General features: G+C 37.0%; 12 protein-coding genes. 6 read left to right on the forward strand and 6 right to left on the reverse strand.

The features are described from left to right. Positions 1-11 precede the first annotated feature (11 nt). Positions 12-1910: a DNA topoisomerase IV subunit B gene (parE, locus tag BN1226_RS08610; RefSeq protein ID WP_044470846.1), complete on the reverse strand. Its 1899-nt coding sequence runs from the start codon at positions 1908-1910 to the stop codon at positions 12-14. A gap of 141 nt (positions 1911-2051) precedes the next feature. Continuing rightward, positions 2052-2999, reverse strand: coding sequence for a bile acid:sodium symporter family protein (locus BN1226_RS08615; RefSeq protein ID WP_044470847.1), 948 nt, complete (start codon positions 2997-2999; stop codon positions 2052-2054). A gap of 190 nt (positions 3000-3189) precedes the next feature. Between BN1226_RS08615 and BN1226_RS08620 the strand changes: the two genes are divergently transcribed. The 6 genes from BN1226_RS08620 (at position 3190) to BN1226_RS08645 (ending at position 12452) form a co-directional block, all read left to right on the forward strand. After that, complete coding sequence (locus tag BN1226_RS08620) at positions 3190-4737, forward strand: type I restriction-modification system subunit M (RefSeq protein WP_044470848.1); 1548 nt, start codon at positions 3190-3192, stop codon at positions 4735-4737. Between the two features lie 87 nt (positions 4738-4824). Beyond that, the gene (locus BN1226_RS08625) at positions 4825-5736 is read left to right on the forward strand and encodes an Abi family protein (protein ID WP_044470849.1); all 912 of its coding nucleotides are present in this window, start codon (positions 4825-4827) and stop codon (positions 5734-5736) included. A 207-nt stretch (positions 5737-5943) separates the two neighbouring features. Then, positions 5944-6951, forward strand: coding sequence for a virulence RhuM family protein (locus BN1226_RS08630; protein ID WP_044470850.1), 1008 nt, complete (start codon positions 5944-5946; stop codon positions 6949-6951). Between the two features lie 60 nt (positions 6952-7011). Further along, positions 7012-8247, forward strand: a complete 1236-nt coding sequence (locus tag BN1226_RS08635) for a restriction endonuclease subunit S (protein ID WP_044470851.1) — start codon at positions 7012-7014, stop codon at positions 8245-8247. A gap of 9 nt (positions 8248-8256) precedes the next feature. Continuing rightward, positions 8257-9393, forward strand: a complete 1137-nt coding sequence (locus tag BN1226_RS08640; RefSeq protein WP_044470852.1) for an AAA family ATPase — start codon at positions 8257-8259, stop codon at positions 9391-9393. Beyond that, positions 9390-12452, forward strand: coding sequence for a type I restriction endonuclease subunit R (locus tag BN1226_RS08645; RefSeq protein WP_044470853.1), 3063 nt, complete (start codon positions 9390-9392; stop codon positions 12450-12452). Before BN1226_RS08640 ends, BN1226_RS08645 begins: the two co-directional genes overlap by 4 nt. A 232-nt stretch (positions 12453-12684) precedes the next feature. Here the strand turns inward: BN1226_RS08645 and BN1226_RS08650 are convergent, their stop codons facing one another. From BN1226_RS08650 to BN1226_RS08665, 4 genes are read right to left on the reverse strand one after another with little or no spacing between them, the layout of a single operon-like run. Continuing rightward, positions 12685-14088: an efflux transporter outer membrane subunit gene (locus tag BN1226_RS08650; protein WP_044470854.1), complete on the reverse strand. Its 1404-nt coding sequence runs from the start codon at positions 14086-14088 to the stop codon at positions 12685-12687. 39 nt (positions 14089-14127) lie between these two features. Beyond that, entirely contained in the window at positions 14128-15258 is a 1131-nt protein-coding gene (locus BN1226_RS08655) for an ABC transporter permease (protein ID WP_044470855.1), read from the reverse strand. After that, positions 15259-18006 (reverse strand): ribosome-associated ATPase/putative transporter RbbA, encoded by a 2748-nt coding sequence (rbbA, locus tag BN1226_RS08660; RefSeq protein WP_044470856.1) that lies wholly within the window; start codon positions 18004-18006, stop codon positions 15259-15261. Position 18007: 1 nt separating this feature from the next. Continuing rightward, positions 18008-18988, reverse strand: coding sequence for an HlyD family secretion protein (locus BN1226_RS08665; RefSeq protein ID WP_044470857.1), 981 nt, complete (start codon positions 18986-18988; stop codon positions 18008-18010). Positions 18989-19011: the final 23 nt, after the last annotated feature.

Here is a 19011-nt window from a genome sequence, read left to right on the forward strand (position 1 = left end):
TTTCCTTCAACTTAAACTTGGAGATCCACTTGGTCACCTTTTGCTTGTAACCAGTTTTTACGATCTTCGGCGCGCTTTTTAGCCAATAACATATCCATTAATTCGAGGGTTTCAGTCATATTGCTTTCATCTTGTTCATAAGTCAGTTGAACTAATCGACGAGTATTGGGTTCCATAGTTGTTTCACGTAATTGTGATGGATTCATTTCACCCAAACCTTTAAAACGTTGTACATTAGGTTTGCCTCGTTTAGATTTTAGACGATCTAAAATGCCTTCTTTTTCACTTTCATCAAGAGCATAATAAACTTCTTTGCCCAAGTCGATACGATAAAGTGGAGGCATTGCCACATAAACGTGACCATTTTGTACGAGCTTTGGAAAATGGCGTAAGAATAAGGCACAGAGTAGGGTAGCAATATGCAAACCATCCGAGTCCGCATCCGCAAGAATACAAACTTTACCATAACGCAATTGTGATAAATCATCACTATCAGGATCGATCCCTAATGCCACTGCGATATTATGGACTTCTTCCGAACCAAGAACTTGGTCAGAGGAGACTTCCCAAGTATTTAAGATTTTTCCACGTAAGGGTAATATCGCTTGATATTCACGATCACGAGCTTGTTTAGCTGAACCGCCCGCAGAGTCACCTTCTACGAGGAATAATTCAGTTTTATCCAAATCCTGTTGTGAACAGTCAGCTAATTTACCAGGAAGTGCAGGACCACTCACAAGTTTTTTACGAACCACTTTTTTTGATGCTCGCAAACGACGTTGGGCGGAATTAATTGCTAAATCAGCTAGTTGTTGACCCATCTCAACATTTTGGTTGAGCCATAAGCTGAATGCATCTTTAACAACTCCTCCAATAAATACCGCACTTTGACGAGAGGAAAGGCGTTCTTTAGTTTGACCGGCAAATTGAGGATCGTGCATTTTTAATGAAAGCACATAAGCACATCGATCCCAAATGTCATCAGCCACTAATTTTACGCCTCGAGGCAACAGATTACGGAATTCACAGAATTCACGCATTGCATCTAATAAGCCTTGACGTAAACCATTTACATGGGTACCACCTTGAATAGTTGGAATCAAGTTAACATAGCTCTCACCAATCAGTTCACCACCTTCTGGCAACCAGAATAATGCCCAACTAACAGCTTCGTTATCCGCCTTAAATTCGCCAATAAATGGGGTTTCTGGCAGTGTTGCATATTCTTTTACTGCTTCTGTCAGATAATCAGCCAAACCATCTTGGTAACACCAGCTTTCCTCTGTGTCATTGACTTTATCTACAAATTTGATCTCTAAACCAGAACATAGAACCGCTTTTGCTCGTAATAAATGGCGTAAGCGACTTACTGAGAATTTATCGCTATCAAAATATTTTGGATTGGGTTTGAAGTGAACTGCGGTTCCTGTATTACGACGACCACAGGTGCCAATCACATTTAATTCTTCAATTTTCTGACCGTTTGCAAAAACAATTTTATACACTTGCCCATCACGGCGAACAATCACTTCCACTAATTCTGAAAGGGCATTTACCACAGAGATCCCTACGCCATGTAACCCCCCTGAGAATTCATAATTTTTATTAGAGAATTTACCACCTGCATGAAGTTTAGACAGAATTAATTCAATCCCTGAAACTTTCTCCGTTGGGTGAATATCTACAGGCATACCTCGACCATTATCAATAACTTCTAAAGATTGATCTTTATGTAAAATCACTTCAATTTTGCTTGCAAAACCTGCTAATGCTTCATCGACACTGTTATCAATAACTTCCTGACCTAAATGATTTGGGCGAGTGGTATCAGTGTACATACCAGGGCGAAGTTGAACTGGTTCAAGATCTTTAAGAACGGTAATATCTTCTGCTGAATAATTATTTGCCATAGTTTGTTTTATCTAATTGTTTCTTATGAGCGATAAGAAGAAATATTGGATTATAAAAATGAATAAAGATTCTAACAAAAAAGTGCGATTATTTCGACCGCACTTTTTAGTAATTTTTAGCATAATTTAATGTGGATCACATTATTGAGATGATTCATCATTATTTTTAAGATTAGAAAAAATATTGGCTAAAATAGGACCTGATACATTATGCCAGAAACTAAATACTGCACTAGGCACCGCTGCCGCTGGATTAACTAATACATTGGTTGCAAGGGCTGCCCCCAAACCTGAATTTTGCATACCTACTTCAATAGAAACCGCTTTACTATCTGAGATATTCAGTTTTAGTAAGCGTGCAGCTATAAATCCAATTAAATAACCTAGCCCATTGTGTAAAACAACAACACCAAAAATCATCAAACCTGAAGCAAGAATTTTATCTTTACTTATAGCAACTACTGCGGCAAGAATTAAGACGATAGAAACTACAGAAATCAATGGCATGGTTTCACTGAGTTGTAGCATTTGTTTCTTAAATAAAGCTCGTACCACGAGTCCCAAGAAAATAGGGAAAAGTACCATTTTTAATACAGAAATAAACATAGCTTGTGCATCAATGTCTAACCATTGACTCGCCAATGCATAAAAAATTATTGGAGTCAAAAATGGTGCAAGTAACGTAGATACTGTAGTACAGGCAACAGATAGAGCTGTATTGCCTTTAGCTAAATATGTCATAACATTGGATGATGTTCCACCAGGGCAGGCACCCACCAAAATGACTCCAACAGCTAAATCAGCGGGTAGATTAAATAATTTTGCTAAACAGAAAGCAATAGACGGCATAATGATAAATTGACCCACTACACCTACTAAAACAGATTTAGGGTGTTTAAAAACCTCTCCAAAATCTTGGAAAGTTAAGGTAATTCCCATACCAAACATGACTAAGCCCAATAAATAAGGAATATAAGGGGCGAAAATAGCGAATGTTGGTGGATAAATAAATGCGAGTAATCCAAAAACAATTGCCCAAAGAGCAAAAGTTTTACTCACAAAATGAGTTAATTTTAAAAGTGTTTGCATATTAATTGTTCCTTTATGGTTTAAAAAGATTTTAAACATATCACAAAATTTATTAATTAGGTTAATCGTTTTAGTTATTTGTGAAAAATTTTTGAATGTTATTACTTTCTTTGAATGCTATTACATAGAACAATTAATAAAATTTAATATATAATTATTACCTAATATTAATGGTTAAGAAAGGATTTTTATGACAGGCATTCAACAACGAGCCGAACTTCACCGCCAAATTTGGCAAATTGCAAACGAAGTGCGTGGGGCGGTGGACGGCTGGGATTTCAAGCAATATGTGCTTGGCACACTATTTTACCGTTTTATCAGCGAACATTTTGCGGATTATATTGAAAATGGCGATGAGAGCATTGATTATGCCGCAATGTCTGATGCGGAAATTGATGCGGCTGGCATTAAAGAAGATGCGGTAAAAAGCAAAGGCTATTTTATTTACCCTAGTCAGCTGTTTAAAAATGTAGCGGCTAATGCGTTGAACAATAAAAATCTCAATATTGAGCTGAATGATATTTTTGATGATATTGAAGCATCGGCGGTGGGCTATGCGTCCGAACACGATATCAAAGGGCTGTTTGCCGATTTTGATACCAAAAGCAACCGCTTGGGCAACACGGTGGAAGATAAAAACAAACGCTTGGCGGCGGTGCTGAAAGGGGTGGAATCACTCAATTTTGGCGATTTTGCCGATAACCAAATTGATTTGTTCGGCGATGCCTATGAGTTTTTAATTTCCAACTATGCGTCTAATGCAGGCAAATCAGGCGGCGAATTTTTCACCCCGCAAAATGTGTCTAAGCTGATCGCCCAACTGGCATTATTCGGGCAAAGTGCGGTCAATAAAATTTACGATCCAGCGTGTGGTTCGGGTTCATTATTGCTGCAAGCCAAAAAACAGTTTGACGATCATATTATTGAAGAAGGCTTTTTCGGGCAGGAAATCAACCATACCACCTACAACCTTGCCCGAATGAATATGTTTTTGCACAATATCAACTATGACAAATTTGATATTAGCTTGGGCGACACGCTGCTCAAACCGCAATTCGGCGAAGCCAAACCTTTTGATGCGATTGTGTCCAATCCGCCTTATTCGGTGAAATGGATTGGCGATGAAGATCCAACACTTATCAATGATGACCGCTTTGCCCCAGCAGGTGTACTTGCCCCGAAATCTAAGGCGGATTTTGCCTTTATTCTGCACGCATTGAGCTACCTTTCATCCAAAGGCAGAGCGGCGATTGTCATCTTCCCAGGGATTTTCTACCGTGGCGGAGCAGAGCAAAAAATCCGTAAGTATCTGGTGGATAACAACTTTGTGGAAACCGTGATCGCTCTTGCACCGAACCTGTTTTTCGGCACCAGTATTGCCACTTGCATTTTGGTACTTTCCAAACACAAAACGGAAAACAAAACCCAGTTTATTGATGCCAGCGGCATTTTCAAAAAAGAGACCAACAACAATGTGCTGACCGATGAGCATATCACTGAAATCCTGAAACTGTTCGCCGACAAAACCGATGTCGATCATTTGGTTAAAATGGTGGATAACCACGCCATTGCCGAAAATGACTACAATCTTGCCGTGAGTTCTTATGTGGAGCAAAAAGACACCCGAGAAGTGATCAATATCACCGAACTCAACGATGAAATTAGCAAAACGGTGGAAAAAATTGACCGCTTGCGGAAGGAAATTGATCTGATCGTGGCGGAGATTGAGAACTTATAAGAGATCCAGTTGTTGCAAAATCTGCAATAACTGAATTGAAATGGGCAAGTGGCTAGATTTTAACATCATTTTGCAAAACGGAATAAAATGAAACAACAAAAGAACTGGAAAAGTTTTCAAGAACAGCTCGCTATTTTGCAAGAAAGGGGCTTAGTGATTGATAATGAAAAGCACGCACTTGGCTACCTAAAAAGCATTGGTTATTATCGGCTAAGCGGATATTTGTATTCTTTCCGACAAATAGATCCGAATAATCCTAAAATGCGTCTTGATCAATTTATTCCTTCTAGTCGTTTTGAAGATGTGAAAGCCTTGTATATGTTTGATAAAAAACTCAGACAATTAGCATTGGACGCATTAGAGCGTATTGAAATTGCATTAAGAGTTAGTATTGCCTATGAATTAGGTAAATATGAGCCTTTGGTTTATCAAAAATCGCAGTATTTTGAACCGCACTTTGATCACTCAAAATGGCTAGACAAATATCAAAACCTAATTAAGCGTGAGTCAGAGAGTAGTTTTGTTAAACATCATTTAGAACATTATGGTGATTTGCCAATTTGGGCTGCTTGCGAAGTATGGGATTTCGGTACAATGTCAATGCTTTATAAGGGAATGCTATCAAAAGATAAAGACCGCATTGCTAAAATGTATCATTTAAAAGATGGAAAGCATTTACAAACACATTTACATGCATTTAACTTTATTAGAAATGTTTCTGCACACCACAGTCGATTATGGAATAAACCAATTATTTTCAAAGCAAATTTAAAAGGTTTACCTGATCCACAATGGAAAACACTCAATGTGGCTCAACCTTTTGTTTATTTTTGCTTAATGAAACGAATGTTAGATGTTATTTGCCCTAATTCAATGTGGGGAACACGATTTCTGAATGTATTGGATGAGTTTCCAAAGGTTGAAAATAATGCGGTCCATTTGCAACAAATGGGTATCGTTACCGATTTAAAACATTGGAAATTGTGGCAGAAAGTCTGAAAATAAAGCCCCCAACCTTGTTGTTCCAACCACTTAGGTTGGCAAAGCTGGGGGAGTTATTGAGAATGCATTATACCGAAATGGAGCCGAAGGTCAATAATTTAAATTATCAAGACTTGACAAACGGTTAAATTTTATTAACGAATATTGGGTTGATGGAAATTATATTTTCCCAGCAAGCGGTCAAAAACCAGAGAAATTTTGCAAATGGATACTCAAAACGATTTAATCATCTATAACACCGACGACGGTAAAAGCAATGTGGCGTTATTGGTGGCGGATAACGAAGCGTGGCTGACCCAAAACCAGCTGGCGGAACTTTTTGACACCTCTGTGCAAAATATAGGCTTGCATATTAAAAACATATTACAAGACAATGAGTTAGATGAAATTTCAGTTATAAAGGATTTCTTTATAACTGCCACAGACGGCAAGCAATATCAAGTTAAGCATTATGCTTTGGAGATGATTTTGGCTGTCGGGTTTCGGGTGCGTAGTCCGCGTGGGGTGCAGTTTCGCCGTTGGGCGAATACGCAGCTTCGGGCTTATTTGGAAAAAGGCTTTTTGCTGGATAAAGAGCGGTTGAAAAATCCTCAGGGACGCTTGGATCATTTTGATGAATTGCTGGAACAAATTCGGGAAATCCGAGCCAGTGAAATGCGTTTTTATCAAAAAGTGCGTGATCTCTTTGCTCTTTCCAGTGATTACGATAAAACAGACAAAGCTACCCAAATGTTTTTTGCCGAAGCGCAGAATAAATTGATTTATGCTGTTACGCAGCAAACCGCTGCCGAATTGATTTGCCAACGAGCCAACGCCGAATTGCCTAATATGGGATTGACGGCTTGGAAAGGTTCGGTGGTGCGAAAAGGCGATGTGATTGTCGCCAAAAATTATTTAACCGCCGATGAATTGGATTCTTTAAACCGTTTGGTGATGATCTTTTTGGAAAGTGCCGAATTGCGTGTCAAAAATCAGAAAGATTTAACTTTATCTTTTTGGCGGAATAATGTCGATAATTTGTTAGCATTTAACGGTTTTAATGTGTTAGCCAATTTAGGCGGCAGAACACATCAGCAAATGGAGCAGTTTGCCAAAGCGGAATATGATCGGTTTCATCAGGCACGCCAAGAGCAGAAAAAAATCAAGGCAGAGCAAGAGGATTTACGAGAGCTGGAAGCGTGGCAACAAGAAATTAAACGGATAAAAGCGTAGGGTAATGGGCGAATCACATTCGCCCCTAACAAGCGGTCAAAAATCAGAGAAATTTTGCAAATGAATAATCAGATTATAGAGAAATTATTAAATGGGGCAACGGTGGAATGGAAACCGTTGGGGGAGGTTGCGGATTATGAGCAACCAACAAAATATCTAGTTAAATCTACAAATTATAGCGATGAATTTGATACGCCTGTTTTGACTGCGGGAAAAACTTTTATTTTAGGTTATACAGATGAAATAGATGGCATTTATCAGGCTTCTAAAAGTGCGGTTATTATTTTTGACGATTTTACAACAGCTAATCGTTGGGTTGATTTTGATTTCAAAGCTAAATCGTCAGCAATGAAAATGATTACATCAAAAGATGAAAGTGTAGCTTTATTGAAATATATTTTTTATTGGATCAACCATATTCCAATGGAAGAAAACAATGATCATAAAAGACAATGGATCAGTAATTATGCGAATAAACTAATCCCAATCCCCCCACTCCCAATCCAAGAAAAAATTGTAAAAACACTTGACAAATTCACGGAGCTGGAAGCTACGCTGGAAGCTACGCTGGAAGCTGAATTGGCATTGCGTAAGAAACAATATCAATATTACCGAGAAACCCTATTGACATTCCCGCAAGATTTAGATATGGGGGGGTATAACGCCATCACCAAAGCCTTGCACCGCAGTCGTTCGGTGGTGTTTAAGGCGTTGGGGGAAGTTGGCGAGCTTATTCGTGGTAATGGCTTGCAGAAAAAAGATTTTACTGAAACTGGTGTGCCTGCTATTCATTATGGGCAAATTTATACTTATTATGGTACTTCAACTGATAAAACAATTTCTTTTGTTTCAACTGAATTAGCAAGTAAATTAAAAAAGGTCAATAAAGGTGATGTTGTAATTACTAATACAAGTGAAAATCTAGAAGATGTTGGAAAAGCTGTTGTTTATTTAGGAAATGAGCAAGCTGTTACAGGTGGACACGCTACAATATTTAAACCTAGTAGTGATATTTTAGGGAAATATTTTGCATATGTAACTCAAACTAAATATTTTTTTGATGAAAAAAGAAAATTAGCAAAAGGAACAAAAGTGATTGATGTGTCAGCAACGGATATGGCAAAAATAAAGATCCCAATCCCCCCACTTGCCGAACAACGCCGCATTGTAGAAATTTTGGATAAATTTGACCGTTTAACCCATTCCATCAGCGAAGGATTACCAAAAGAAATTGCATTAAGACGCAAACAATATGAATACTATCGTGGGCAGTTATTAAATTTTCCTAAATTATAAGGATAAAGTATGAGTAAAGAGTTAGAAGAAATTGCCCAAGAACTTAAAAATAGCCAGAAAAAAGTTCAGTTGATTTATGCTTTTAATGGAACAGGGAAAACAAGGCTTTCTCGATATTTTAAAGAACTTATTGTTCCTAAAACTCCTGAAGCTACTGAGTTAGCAAGGAATAAAATCTTATACTACAATGCATTTACAGAGGATTTATTTTATTGGGATAATGATTTAAATGGTGATAGAGAACCTAAACTTAAAATCCAACCAAATTCTTTTACTAAATGGGTTTTAGAAGAACAAGGTCAAGATCAAAATATTATTGCAAATTTTCAGCGTTATACAGATGAAAAATTAACTCCAAACTTTTCACAAGATTTTTCTGAGGTTTATTTTTCTTTTCAACGAGGAGATGATAACCCTGAAATGTATATTAAAATTTCTAAAGGTGAAGAGCGAAATTTCGTATGGAGTATTTTTTACACTTTACTTGAAGTTGTTATTTCTGAACTTAATATTCCAGAGATAGAAGATAGATCAACAAACGATTTTAATGAATTAGAATATATTATTATTGATGATCCTGTTAGTTCGTTAGATGAAAATCATTTAATTACATTAGCACTAGATATATCAGATTTAATTAAGAAAAGTGAATCCGATAATGTTAAGTTTATTATTACTACGCATAATCCACTCTTTTATAATGTGCTACATAATCAGCTAAATGGAGCAAAAAAATTTGTGTTAGAAAAATTAGAAAATGGAGAATATGAATTAAAAGAACAAAAACACGATTCGCCATTTTCTTACCATTTATATTTAAAATCAGAGATTGAGAAAGCAATTGAAACGGATACCTTGCAAAAATATCATTTTAATTTATTAAGAAATATTTTAGAGAAAACATCTACCTTTTTAGGTTATGAGCGTTGGGGAGAATTATTACCTAAGGATCCTGATGGTAGTAACCCAACAGAAGCAAGGTTAAGTAGGATTATTAATTTTTATAATCATTCTAAGCATTCCAATGAAGATACTACAATTCTAAAAAATGAAGAAAAGAATATTCTAATCAACTTATTACAAGTTTTAGATGAAACCTATCATTTTAAGAAAAACTTAATTAATGAAAATGAGATAGAAAAATGATCGAAACCACCCCCATCACTGAAACCAATAATTTCATCGTGTTAGACAAATACGAGAAAATTGAACAAGGCACGAATTATCAAACCGAAGCGGATTTAGAGCGTGAGTTGATTGCGGATTTGCAGGCTCAGGGGTATGAATACTGCCCTGATTTGAATAGTCAGCAGGCGTTGTTGGCGAATTTGCGTGTGCAGATTGAAAAATTGAATAATGTGCAGTTTTTGGATTCGGAATGGCAGCGGTTTTTAGACGAGTATTTAGATAAAGCATCGGAAAATTTATTGGATAAAACCCGAAAAATCCATCACGATCATATTTATGATTTTGTGTTTGATAATGGGCGGATTCAGAATATTTATTTGCTGGACAAGCGGTCAATTTCTCGCAATTTTTTGCAAGTGATCAACCAATTTGAGCAACAGGGCAATTATTTAAACCGCTATGATGTGACGATTTTAATCAATGGCTTGCCGTTGGTGCAGATTGAATTGAAAAAGCGTGGCGTAGCAATTCGGGAAGCCTTTAATCAAATTCATCGTTACAGTAAAGAGAGTTTTAATAAAGACAATTCGCTGTTTAAATTTTTGCAGATTTTTGTGATTTCTAACGGCACGGATACCCGCTATTTTGCCAATACCACCAAACGGGATAAAAACAGTTTTGATTTTACGATGAACTGGGCGAAATCGGATAATACGCTGATTAAAGATTTAAAAGATTTTACTGCCACTTTTTTCCAGAAAAATACGCTGCTTAATGTGCTGTTGCATTATTCGGTTTTTGATGTGAGCAATACGCTGTTAATTATGCGACCTTATCAAATTGCGGCAACGGAGCGGATTTTATGGAAAATTAAAAGCACGCATTTAACTAAAAATTGGAGCAATAGCGAAAGCGGCGGTTATATTTGGCATACCACAGGGTCGGGCAAAACGCTGACCAGTTTTAAAGCGGCACGCCTTGCCACCGAATTGGATTTTATTGATAAAGTCTTTTTTGTGGTGGATAGAAAAGATTTAGACTATCAAACGATGAAAGAATATCAGCGGTTTTCGCCCGATAGTGTGAATGGTTCGGAAAGCACCGCAGGTTTAAAACGAAATATTGCCAAAGAAGACAATAAAATTATTGTCACCACCATTCAGAAATTAAATAACCTGATGAAATCGGAAGAGAACTTGGCGATTTATCAGCAGCCTGTGGTGTTTATTTTTGACGAATGCCATCGCTCGCAATTCGGCGAAGCACAAAAAAATCTGAAAAAGAAATTTAAAAAATATTGCCAATTTGGTTTTACTGGTACGCCGATTTTCCCTGAAAATGCCTTGGGGGCGGAAACAACGGCATCGGTTTTTGGGCGTGAATTGCATTCTTATGTGATTACCGATGCGATTCGTGATGAAAAAGTGCTGAAATTTAAGGTGGATTATAATGATGTCCGCCCTATGTTCCGTGAGATTGAAAGCGAGAAAAATCCTGAAAAACTGACCGCACTTGAAAGCAAAGAAGCCTTGTTGCACCCCAAACGCATTGCGGAAGTGACCCAATATATTCTTACCCATTTCAAGCAAAAAACGCACCGCTTGAACGCCGCAGGTAAAGGCTTTAATGCGATGTTTGCCGTGAGCAGTGTGGAAGCGGCGAAATTGTATTACGAACAGTTTAAAATTCAGCAGCAAGCGGTTCAAAATCCGCTAAAAATTGCAACCATCTTTTCTTTTGCTGCCAATGAAGAACAAAATGCGATTGGCGAAATTTCCGAAGAAACTTTTGAACCAACGGCATTAAACAGCTCGGCAAAAGAGTTTTTGGCTCTTGCCATTGATGATTACAATGCGGCATTTCAAACCAATTACAGCGTAGAAAGCAAAGAATTTCAAAATTATTACCGTGATTTAGCCAAACGGGTGAAAAATCAGGAAATTGATTTGCTGATTGTGGTGGGAATGTTTTTAACCGGTTTTGATGCCCCAGCGCTAAACACGCTGTTTGTGGATAAAAATCTGCGTTATCACGGCTTAATGCAGGCATTCTCCCGCACCAACCGTATTTATGATGCCACCAAAACCTTTGGTAATATTGTGACTTTCCGTGATTTGGAACAAGATACCATTGATGCAATTACTCTTTTCGGCGATAAAAATACCCGTAATGTGGTGCTGGAACGCAGTTTCAAAGACTATATGTTTGGCTACAACGACAACGCCACGGGTGAATTTAAGCGTGGTTATGCGGAAGTAGTGAAAGAGTTACAAGAGAAATTCCCCGATCCGACCCAAATTGAGAGTGAGAAAGAGAAAAAAGCCTTTTCCAAATTATTTGGCGAATATTTACGCTTGGAAAATGTATTACAAAATTACGATGAATTTCACGAGCTGAAAAATAATCCAGATGATCCGAATGTGGTTCGTGAGCCGCAAGGAGATTATTTAACCAATAATACACCGATGATTTTATCTGATCGCCAAAATCAAGATTATCGTTCCACTTATAACGATATTCGGGATTGGTTACGCAAAAATAATCAAAATAACGACAAAGACAAGCCGCAAATTGATTGGAGCGATGTGGTGTTTGAAGTGGATTTATTAAAATCCCAAGAGATCAATTTGGATTATATTTTGGAATTGGTGTTTGAACACAATAAGAAAATCAAAAACAAACCAGCATTGATTGAAGAAATCCGCCGCACAATCCGTTCCAGCTTAGCCAACCGAGCCAAAGAAGAGCTGGTGGTGAATTTTATCAATCAGACTGATTTAGACCAAATTGCGGATAAAGCCAGTGCGATTGATGCCTTTTTCTTATTCGCCCAAAAAGAGCAACAAAAAGAAGCGGAGGCGTTAATTCAATCTGAAAATTTAAATGCCGATGCGGCAAAACGCTATATCAGCACTTCCCTTAAACGGGAATACGCCAGTGAAAACGGCACGGATTTAAATAATGTCCTGCCGAAAATGAGTCCGCTCAACCCGCAATATAAAACCAAAAAACAGACCGTGTTTGCAAAAATTGCAGCGTTTGTAGAGAAGTTTAAAGGGGTGGGGGGGAACTTATAAGTTCATAAAGCATAATATTTCACAAGAAGTTATTTAGAACTTAATTTATTTAATAATGAGAGATTCTTACTGAATAGAAAGAAATTAGAAAAATATAATTTATATATTTCTATTGAATGTAACTAAATTAAGCACTCTTTAACAGAATGACGTATGAGTGCTGGTTTCTATATTGGGTAATTTAAGTAATATTTATTCATTATAAATTGATAAAAAGCTTACTTTTTAGTTATCACTTCACCCAACCCCCACCAATCGCTTTATATAAGTTTATTAAATTTTTTGCTTGGGCTAATCTAGTTTGAAGGAGTTGTTCTTGAGCATTTAATGCATTTATTTGTTCAGACAGTACATTATCTAAGTTTTTTTCACCATATTGGAATAATTTTCCTGCATTTAGTGCGGTTTTTTGTATTTGATTGACTGTCTTTTCTAATAGTTGAGCTTGTTGTGTTAAGGCGAAGTGAGCTTGATAGCTGTTATCTACATCAGAAAGAGATTGAATTAATGCTTTGTCATATTGTAATAATGCCGCTTTTAAGCGAGCATCAGCCGCATCAATATTGGCTTGAATTCGTCCGTTGGTAAAAATTGGAATAGAAAGCCCCGCACTTATTAAGTTACTCCAACCTTTTAATTCTGAAATATCTGAATTGATATCTATACGTCCTGTGCCACCTAAGAATTGAATATCAAAGCGAGGATATAAATCTGCTTTTGCACTCGCCAATTTGGCAGCCGCAGCTTGCACTTGATTTTTATAAGAATGTAAATCAGGACGGCGAGCAAGTACATCACTTGGTAGTATTCCATGAGGGGCTTGAGGTAAATTAATTAGTAAATTTTTTGTTGTTTTTGCGATTTTAAAACCTTGAGCTGTTTTTCCTAGCAGAACTGCAATAGCACGTTGGTGAGCATCAATTTGACTAGTTAAAGTAGTTTGATTTGCTTGAACTGAATGGATACGGCTTTCCACTTGTAATACATCGTTGGCATTGGCTTGGCCAGCGTTAAAACGACCTTGTGCATAATTTTTTAATTTTTTTAACACAGTGATATATTGTTGTAATATAGCTTGGCGTTGTTGTAATGCATTAATATTAAAGTAATTTTCAGCAATTTGGCTAGTTATCAGCATTTGTGTTGCATAAATTTGATCTTGTTTACTTAATACTATCGCTTCAGCAGCATCACGATCGCTTTGTTTTTTACCAAATAAATCTAATTCCCAACTGGCTTTAATTGCAGCATATTGATTATTATTTGATGAAGTTGTAGAGCCTTCTGTTAATGGGTTATCAATCTTCAAGCGTGCTCCACCAATACCTCCACTGGCGCCTACGGTTGGTCCTAAATCTGCAACAGTGTAATTTGCATTAGCTTGAGCTTCTGCTAAACGTGCTTTTGCCATGGCAATATCTAAGTTTTGCTGTAACGCTTGTTCAATTAGAGCCGTAAGCTGAGCATCATTCCAGTTATGCCACCATTGACTGATTTCAGTTGTGGCTCCTGCTTGATTGGTTTGTTCAAAGTGAGAGGGGAGATTCACTTGTGAATTGAGATCAATATTAGTGTTTGAACAAGCAGTTAATGTTATTAGCATAGCAATAAGGGAAGGGGTATAAATTGATTTCATAATTTATCCTATAAAATTTTTTTAAAGATGACCGCACTTTTAGCCTTGTTTTGAAAGCATTGTTTTGAATTGGACTAAAGCAATACTGAGAAAAACAGCACCTAGCCCAATCATTTTTAGTAATTTATCCCATACCATAGTTAAATTAGCTCCTCGAAAGATTACATCTTGTGCATAAGAACCAAAGATCGTTGTGGGAGAAAGTTGAGTCAAATATTGGGCTATTTCTGGCATATTTTCTATAGGAGAAACGGTGCCAGAAAGTAAGTACATTACGACATAAACAGGAATGCACAACAGCCCAAATTGTGGCATTGTCGGAGCAAATATCGCTAACATGATGCCGAGAGAAGCAATGGCAAAAATGAAAGTAAAAGCGCCCATCACAAATAGGATTAAAGCATGTTTAGGCAAGGGCACTCCCAATAATCCACCTGTAACAAACTGTAGAGCGAGAGCTACGACAACCAATAGCACTGAACCATTAGCAATAATTTTGGCAATCGCAATTTCGCTAGAGCGTACAGGCATAACGAGTAGATGTTCAATTGTTCCACGTTCTCGTTCTCGAATAATAGCCGCACCGACTAATAGCATCGTTAATAAATTTAGGTTGCCGACAATTTGCATGGTTCCCATAAACCATTTGCTGGAATAATTTGGATTATAAAGGACATTGATAGCCATTTTTATCGGCATAATATGGGAACTATCTTTTATTTGTAAAAAGTCGTTTTTTTCACGCATAAAGATTTGTGTAATATAACTTGAACCAATGGCAGCTTGAGTCATTGCGGTAGCATCAATAGAAAGATGAATTTGCGGCTCTCGCCCTGCTAAAGTATCTATTTCATAATTAGGCGGAATATCAATAATAAAGGTATATTCTCCAGTATCCATTAGGCGATGTGCATCTTTTTCTTGAATTTCATGAACTTTACGAAAATAAGGTGGAATTAAACTATTTTGTAAACGATAAGAAAGCATAGAATGATCATTATCAATAATTGCTACCGAACCATTTTTGACTTCAGTGGAAATAGTATTTGCAACGGTATAAAGCGCCGCACTAAACATATAAATAATTAATACCACAAGAATTGGATCACTAAATAAGCTTTTAAATTCTTTCCCAGACAGGAAGATCACATTTTTTAACCAACGCAACATTCATACCTCCTGTTTTTTTAAGAGTAATACCGCTAATAGCATATAAATAGCAAAGATAATTAATAACGCTAAGTAACCGTTAAGAAAATCCATAAATCCTAATCCTTTGGTAAAACCTCCTAAGCTGATAAGTTGTAGCCAATAGCCAGGAAATGCATGTGCTAGGGTATAAATATTGTCTGGCAATGTTGAAATCGGGTACATCATGCCAGAGAAATTGATGGTTGGTACGATAGAAATAATTGCAGTGGCAAAGATTGCTGCAATTTGCGTTTTTACAAAGGTAGAGACAAATAAACCAAAGGCAGTGGCAGCAAATAAAGCCGTGATTACCCCGAATAACATCGCAAAAGCAGAACCATTAATGGGAACACCGAAAATGACAATGGCAACCCATACGGTAGTCAAATAACTGATGAAAGAAAGTACAACATAAGGAATTTGTTTTCCTAATAGAAATTGTAAGGTACTCGCAGGTGAACCATATAAATTCATAATAGAACCTATTTCTTTCTCACGTACGACACCTAATGCCGTCATCATTGATGGGACTAAAACCATCGCCAACATAATGATTCCTGGTGTCATTGCAAAAATACTTTTGAAATTTTGATTATATACAAAACGGGGTTCGAGTAAGTGTTGTGTTGAAATATTGAAGCCAATTTTTTTCAATGTTTCACCTTGATATTGAGTAAGAACACCGATTACAGAGCCATTAAGATTTTCAGCTGTAGATGGAAAAGCGCCATCAATAAAAAAACCGACTTCAGGTTGTTGGGCACTAAGTAATTTTTTTCCGTAATCAATAGGGATCTCAATAACTAATTTGACGTTGCCCTGTTGTAAATTGGTATTAATTTCGTCAAAAGTATGAATATCGGGTTGTTGGATAAAATATCTTGAGCCAGAAAAATATTCCACTAATCTACGACTTTCTGATGAATTATCGTGATCTAATACCGTAAATTTCATAGGATTAACATCAAAAGAAATACTCGAAGCCATCGCTAATAGCATAATGATAGGACCAAATAATGCAAAAAATAAGCGAATATTATCTTTGATTAGTTCTTTCCCTTCTCGGACAGCAAAGGTCCAAACTAAAGACCACCAAGCCCATAAACCTTGATGATAAGATGAAATTTTTGAATTTTGTACCGCACTTTTTTTATAATCTTCTGCTTTTTCAGCGGAGGCTGATGTAATATCATCAGCTTGTTCCTGCAAGTAAATAATAAAAGCCTCTTCTAAACTCGAAGTATTTTTACCTTGGCGTAATTCTTCTGGTGTTCCTATGCCTAATACTTTGCCACGATGCATAAAAGAAATGCGATCACAACGCTCCGCTTCATTCATAAAATGAGTGGTGACGAAAATAGTAATGTGATCTTCTCTTGATAGTTTGATTAAATATTTCCAAAACATATCTCTTGCTGCTGGATCAACACCTGAAGTCGGTTCATCTAGGATGAGTACTTCTGGTTTATGTAAGCAGGCAGCGGCTAATTGTAAGCGTTGTCGAATACCTAAAGGTAAGGCGCTAGGTTTTTCATCAGCAATGTGGGATAAATCAAATTGTTCCATTGCTGAATTGACATAATTGCTCCATTCTGTGGCAGGAATCTGAAACAGTTTAGCATGTAATTCCAAGTTTTCTTTTACGGTTAATTCTTCATATAAAGAGAAGGCTTGAGACATGTAGCCCACGCGTTTACGGGTATCAATATCACTAGCGTCAATTGGCTGACCGAGTAAAGTCGCAGTGCCTTCAGAGGGCTCAAGTAAACCCGTTAGCATTTTCATAGTAGTTGATTTACCGCAACCATTAGAGCCTAGAAAACCAAAAATTTCACCCTTAGGAATCGTAAAACTTACATTATCTACAGAGGTAAAATCACCGAATCTTTTAGTTAAGCCTTTTGCTACAATAGCAGGTTCTTCATGCTGTAATCTATCAAAAGGTGGAATGATTAAGCCATTTTCTGCACCACGTTTTTCAGAGGGAAGAAGTTTAACATAGGCTTGTTCAAGATTTTCACTTTGCGTTTCCTCGATGATTTTTTTAGTCGGTGAGTCAGCAATAATTTTTCCATCATCCATTGCAATAACATGTTCAAAATTCTCTGCTTCATCAATATAGGCAGTTGCTACAATAACAGTCATTTCTTGTTCTTCTTGACGTAATGCTTCCACTAATTGCCAGAATTGACGACGAGAGAGAGGATCAACACCTGTAGTTGGTTCATCAAGAATTAATAGTTGGGGATTATGCACTAATGCACAGCAAAGACTGAGTTTTTGTTTCATTCCTCCAGATAATTTTCCAGCAGGACGATCAGCAAAAGGGGATAAACCTGTTGCTTTTAATAACCGTTCAATACGAGCTTTGCGTTGCGCTTTATTGAGTCCAAATAAACGAGCGTGGAAGTCAATATTTTCATAAATAGATAGAGTGAGATAAAGATTTTTCCCTAATCCCTGGGGCATAAAGGCTATTTTATGAGAAAGCTGATTTCGGTTTTGTTTTTGTGAGATATCTAAACCAAATACTTCTACTGATCCCGATTGAATAATTTTGACACCAGCAATTAATGACAGTAACGTTGATTTTCCTACACCATCTGGACCAATTAAACCAACTGTTTTTCCACATGGAATCTGTAAATGAATAGATTCAAGTGCAGTTGTTTTTCCATAATGATGTGAAAGCTGATTAATATTTACAGAAAGTGCTTGGTTTTCCATATTACTTTATCTCAGGAAGTCTTATGGTTAAATTTTCAGGCCATTGAACATCGGTGTTATATTTCACATAACCTAATGCTGGCATTCCACCCTTTAATAACTTTTGATATTGAATAGCCACATCTGTTGGAATTTGCAATTTAACTTTGAACATTAATTTAGCGCGTTCTTCTTTTGTTTCTACTGATTTTGGCGTAAATTGTGCATCTGCAGAAACAAAAGTTATTTTAGCTGGAAATACAGCATCTAACCCATCAATAACAATGCGGGCTTCATCATCTATTCTAATTTGATTAGATTGTTCGGATGTGAGAAATACATTGATGTAAGTGTCATTAGGATCTAATAAGCTGATTACTCGTCCGCCAGCAGCCAGAACATTGCCCACTTCTGCAATTTGATATTCAACCCATCCAGCTTTAGGCGCCTTGATTAGCATATCTTCATTTTGTGATTGAGCATGGGCAAGTTGCGCTTCAGCTTGAGCAACAGCCGATTGTGCTTGTGCTTTTGCTGATTTTGCCGTATTTACCCCAGCAATAGCCGCTTGATAGCTAGCCTGACGACGTTGTAGTTCACTTGTTGAAATAAGATTATCATGGCGTAATTTGGTGGCATTATCTAATTCTAGTTTTGCAACTTTAGCCTGCTGTTCTTGAGCATCAATTTGAGAAGTTGCTTGATTAACAGCATCTAAAGCACGTTGTTTTTGGGCAATTGCAGCATTAACTTGAGTTTGTGAAAGGCTTGATGATAAGCGAGCGAGTACTTGATCTTTTTCTACAGAATCTCCTTCATGGACAAAAATCTCTTCTACTCGCCCAGCATATAAGCTTGCAATATCCAGGCGTTTTAGTTCTAAACGTCCATTTACAGTAGCAATACCTTCTAGGTTTTCTGTTTTTAGTTGAGCATTTTTCCATATAGCAAATGTTGCGGCACCGATGATAACCAAGGCAAACACAATATACTTTACTTTCATCTTGTATTCCTTTTTCAAGAAAA

Origin of the sequence: Mannheimia massilioguelmaensis, assembly GCF_000940515.1 — a bacterium.
GTDB lineage: Bacteria > Pseudomonadota > Gammaproteobacteria > Enterobacterales > Pasteurellaceae > Basfia > Basfia bettyae.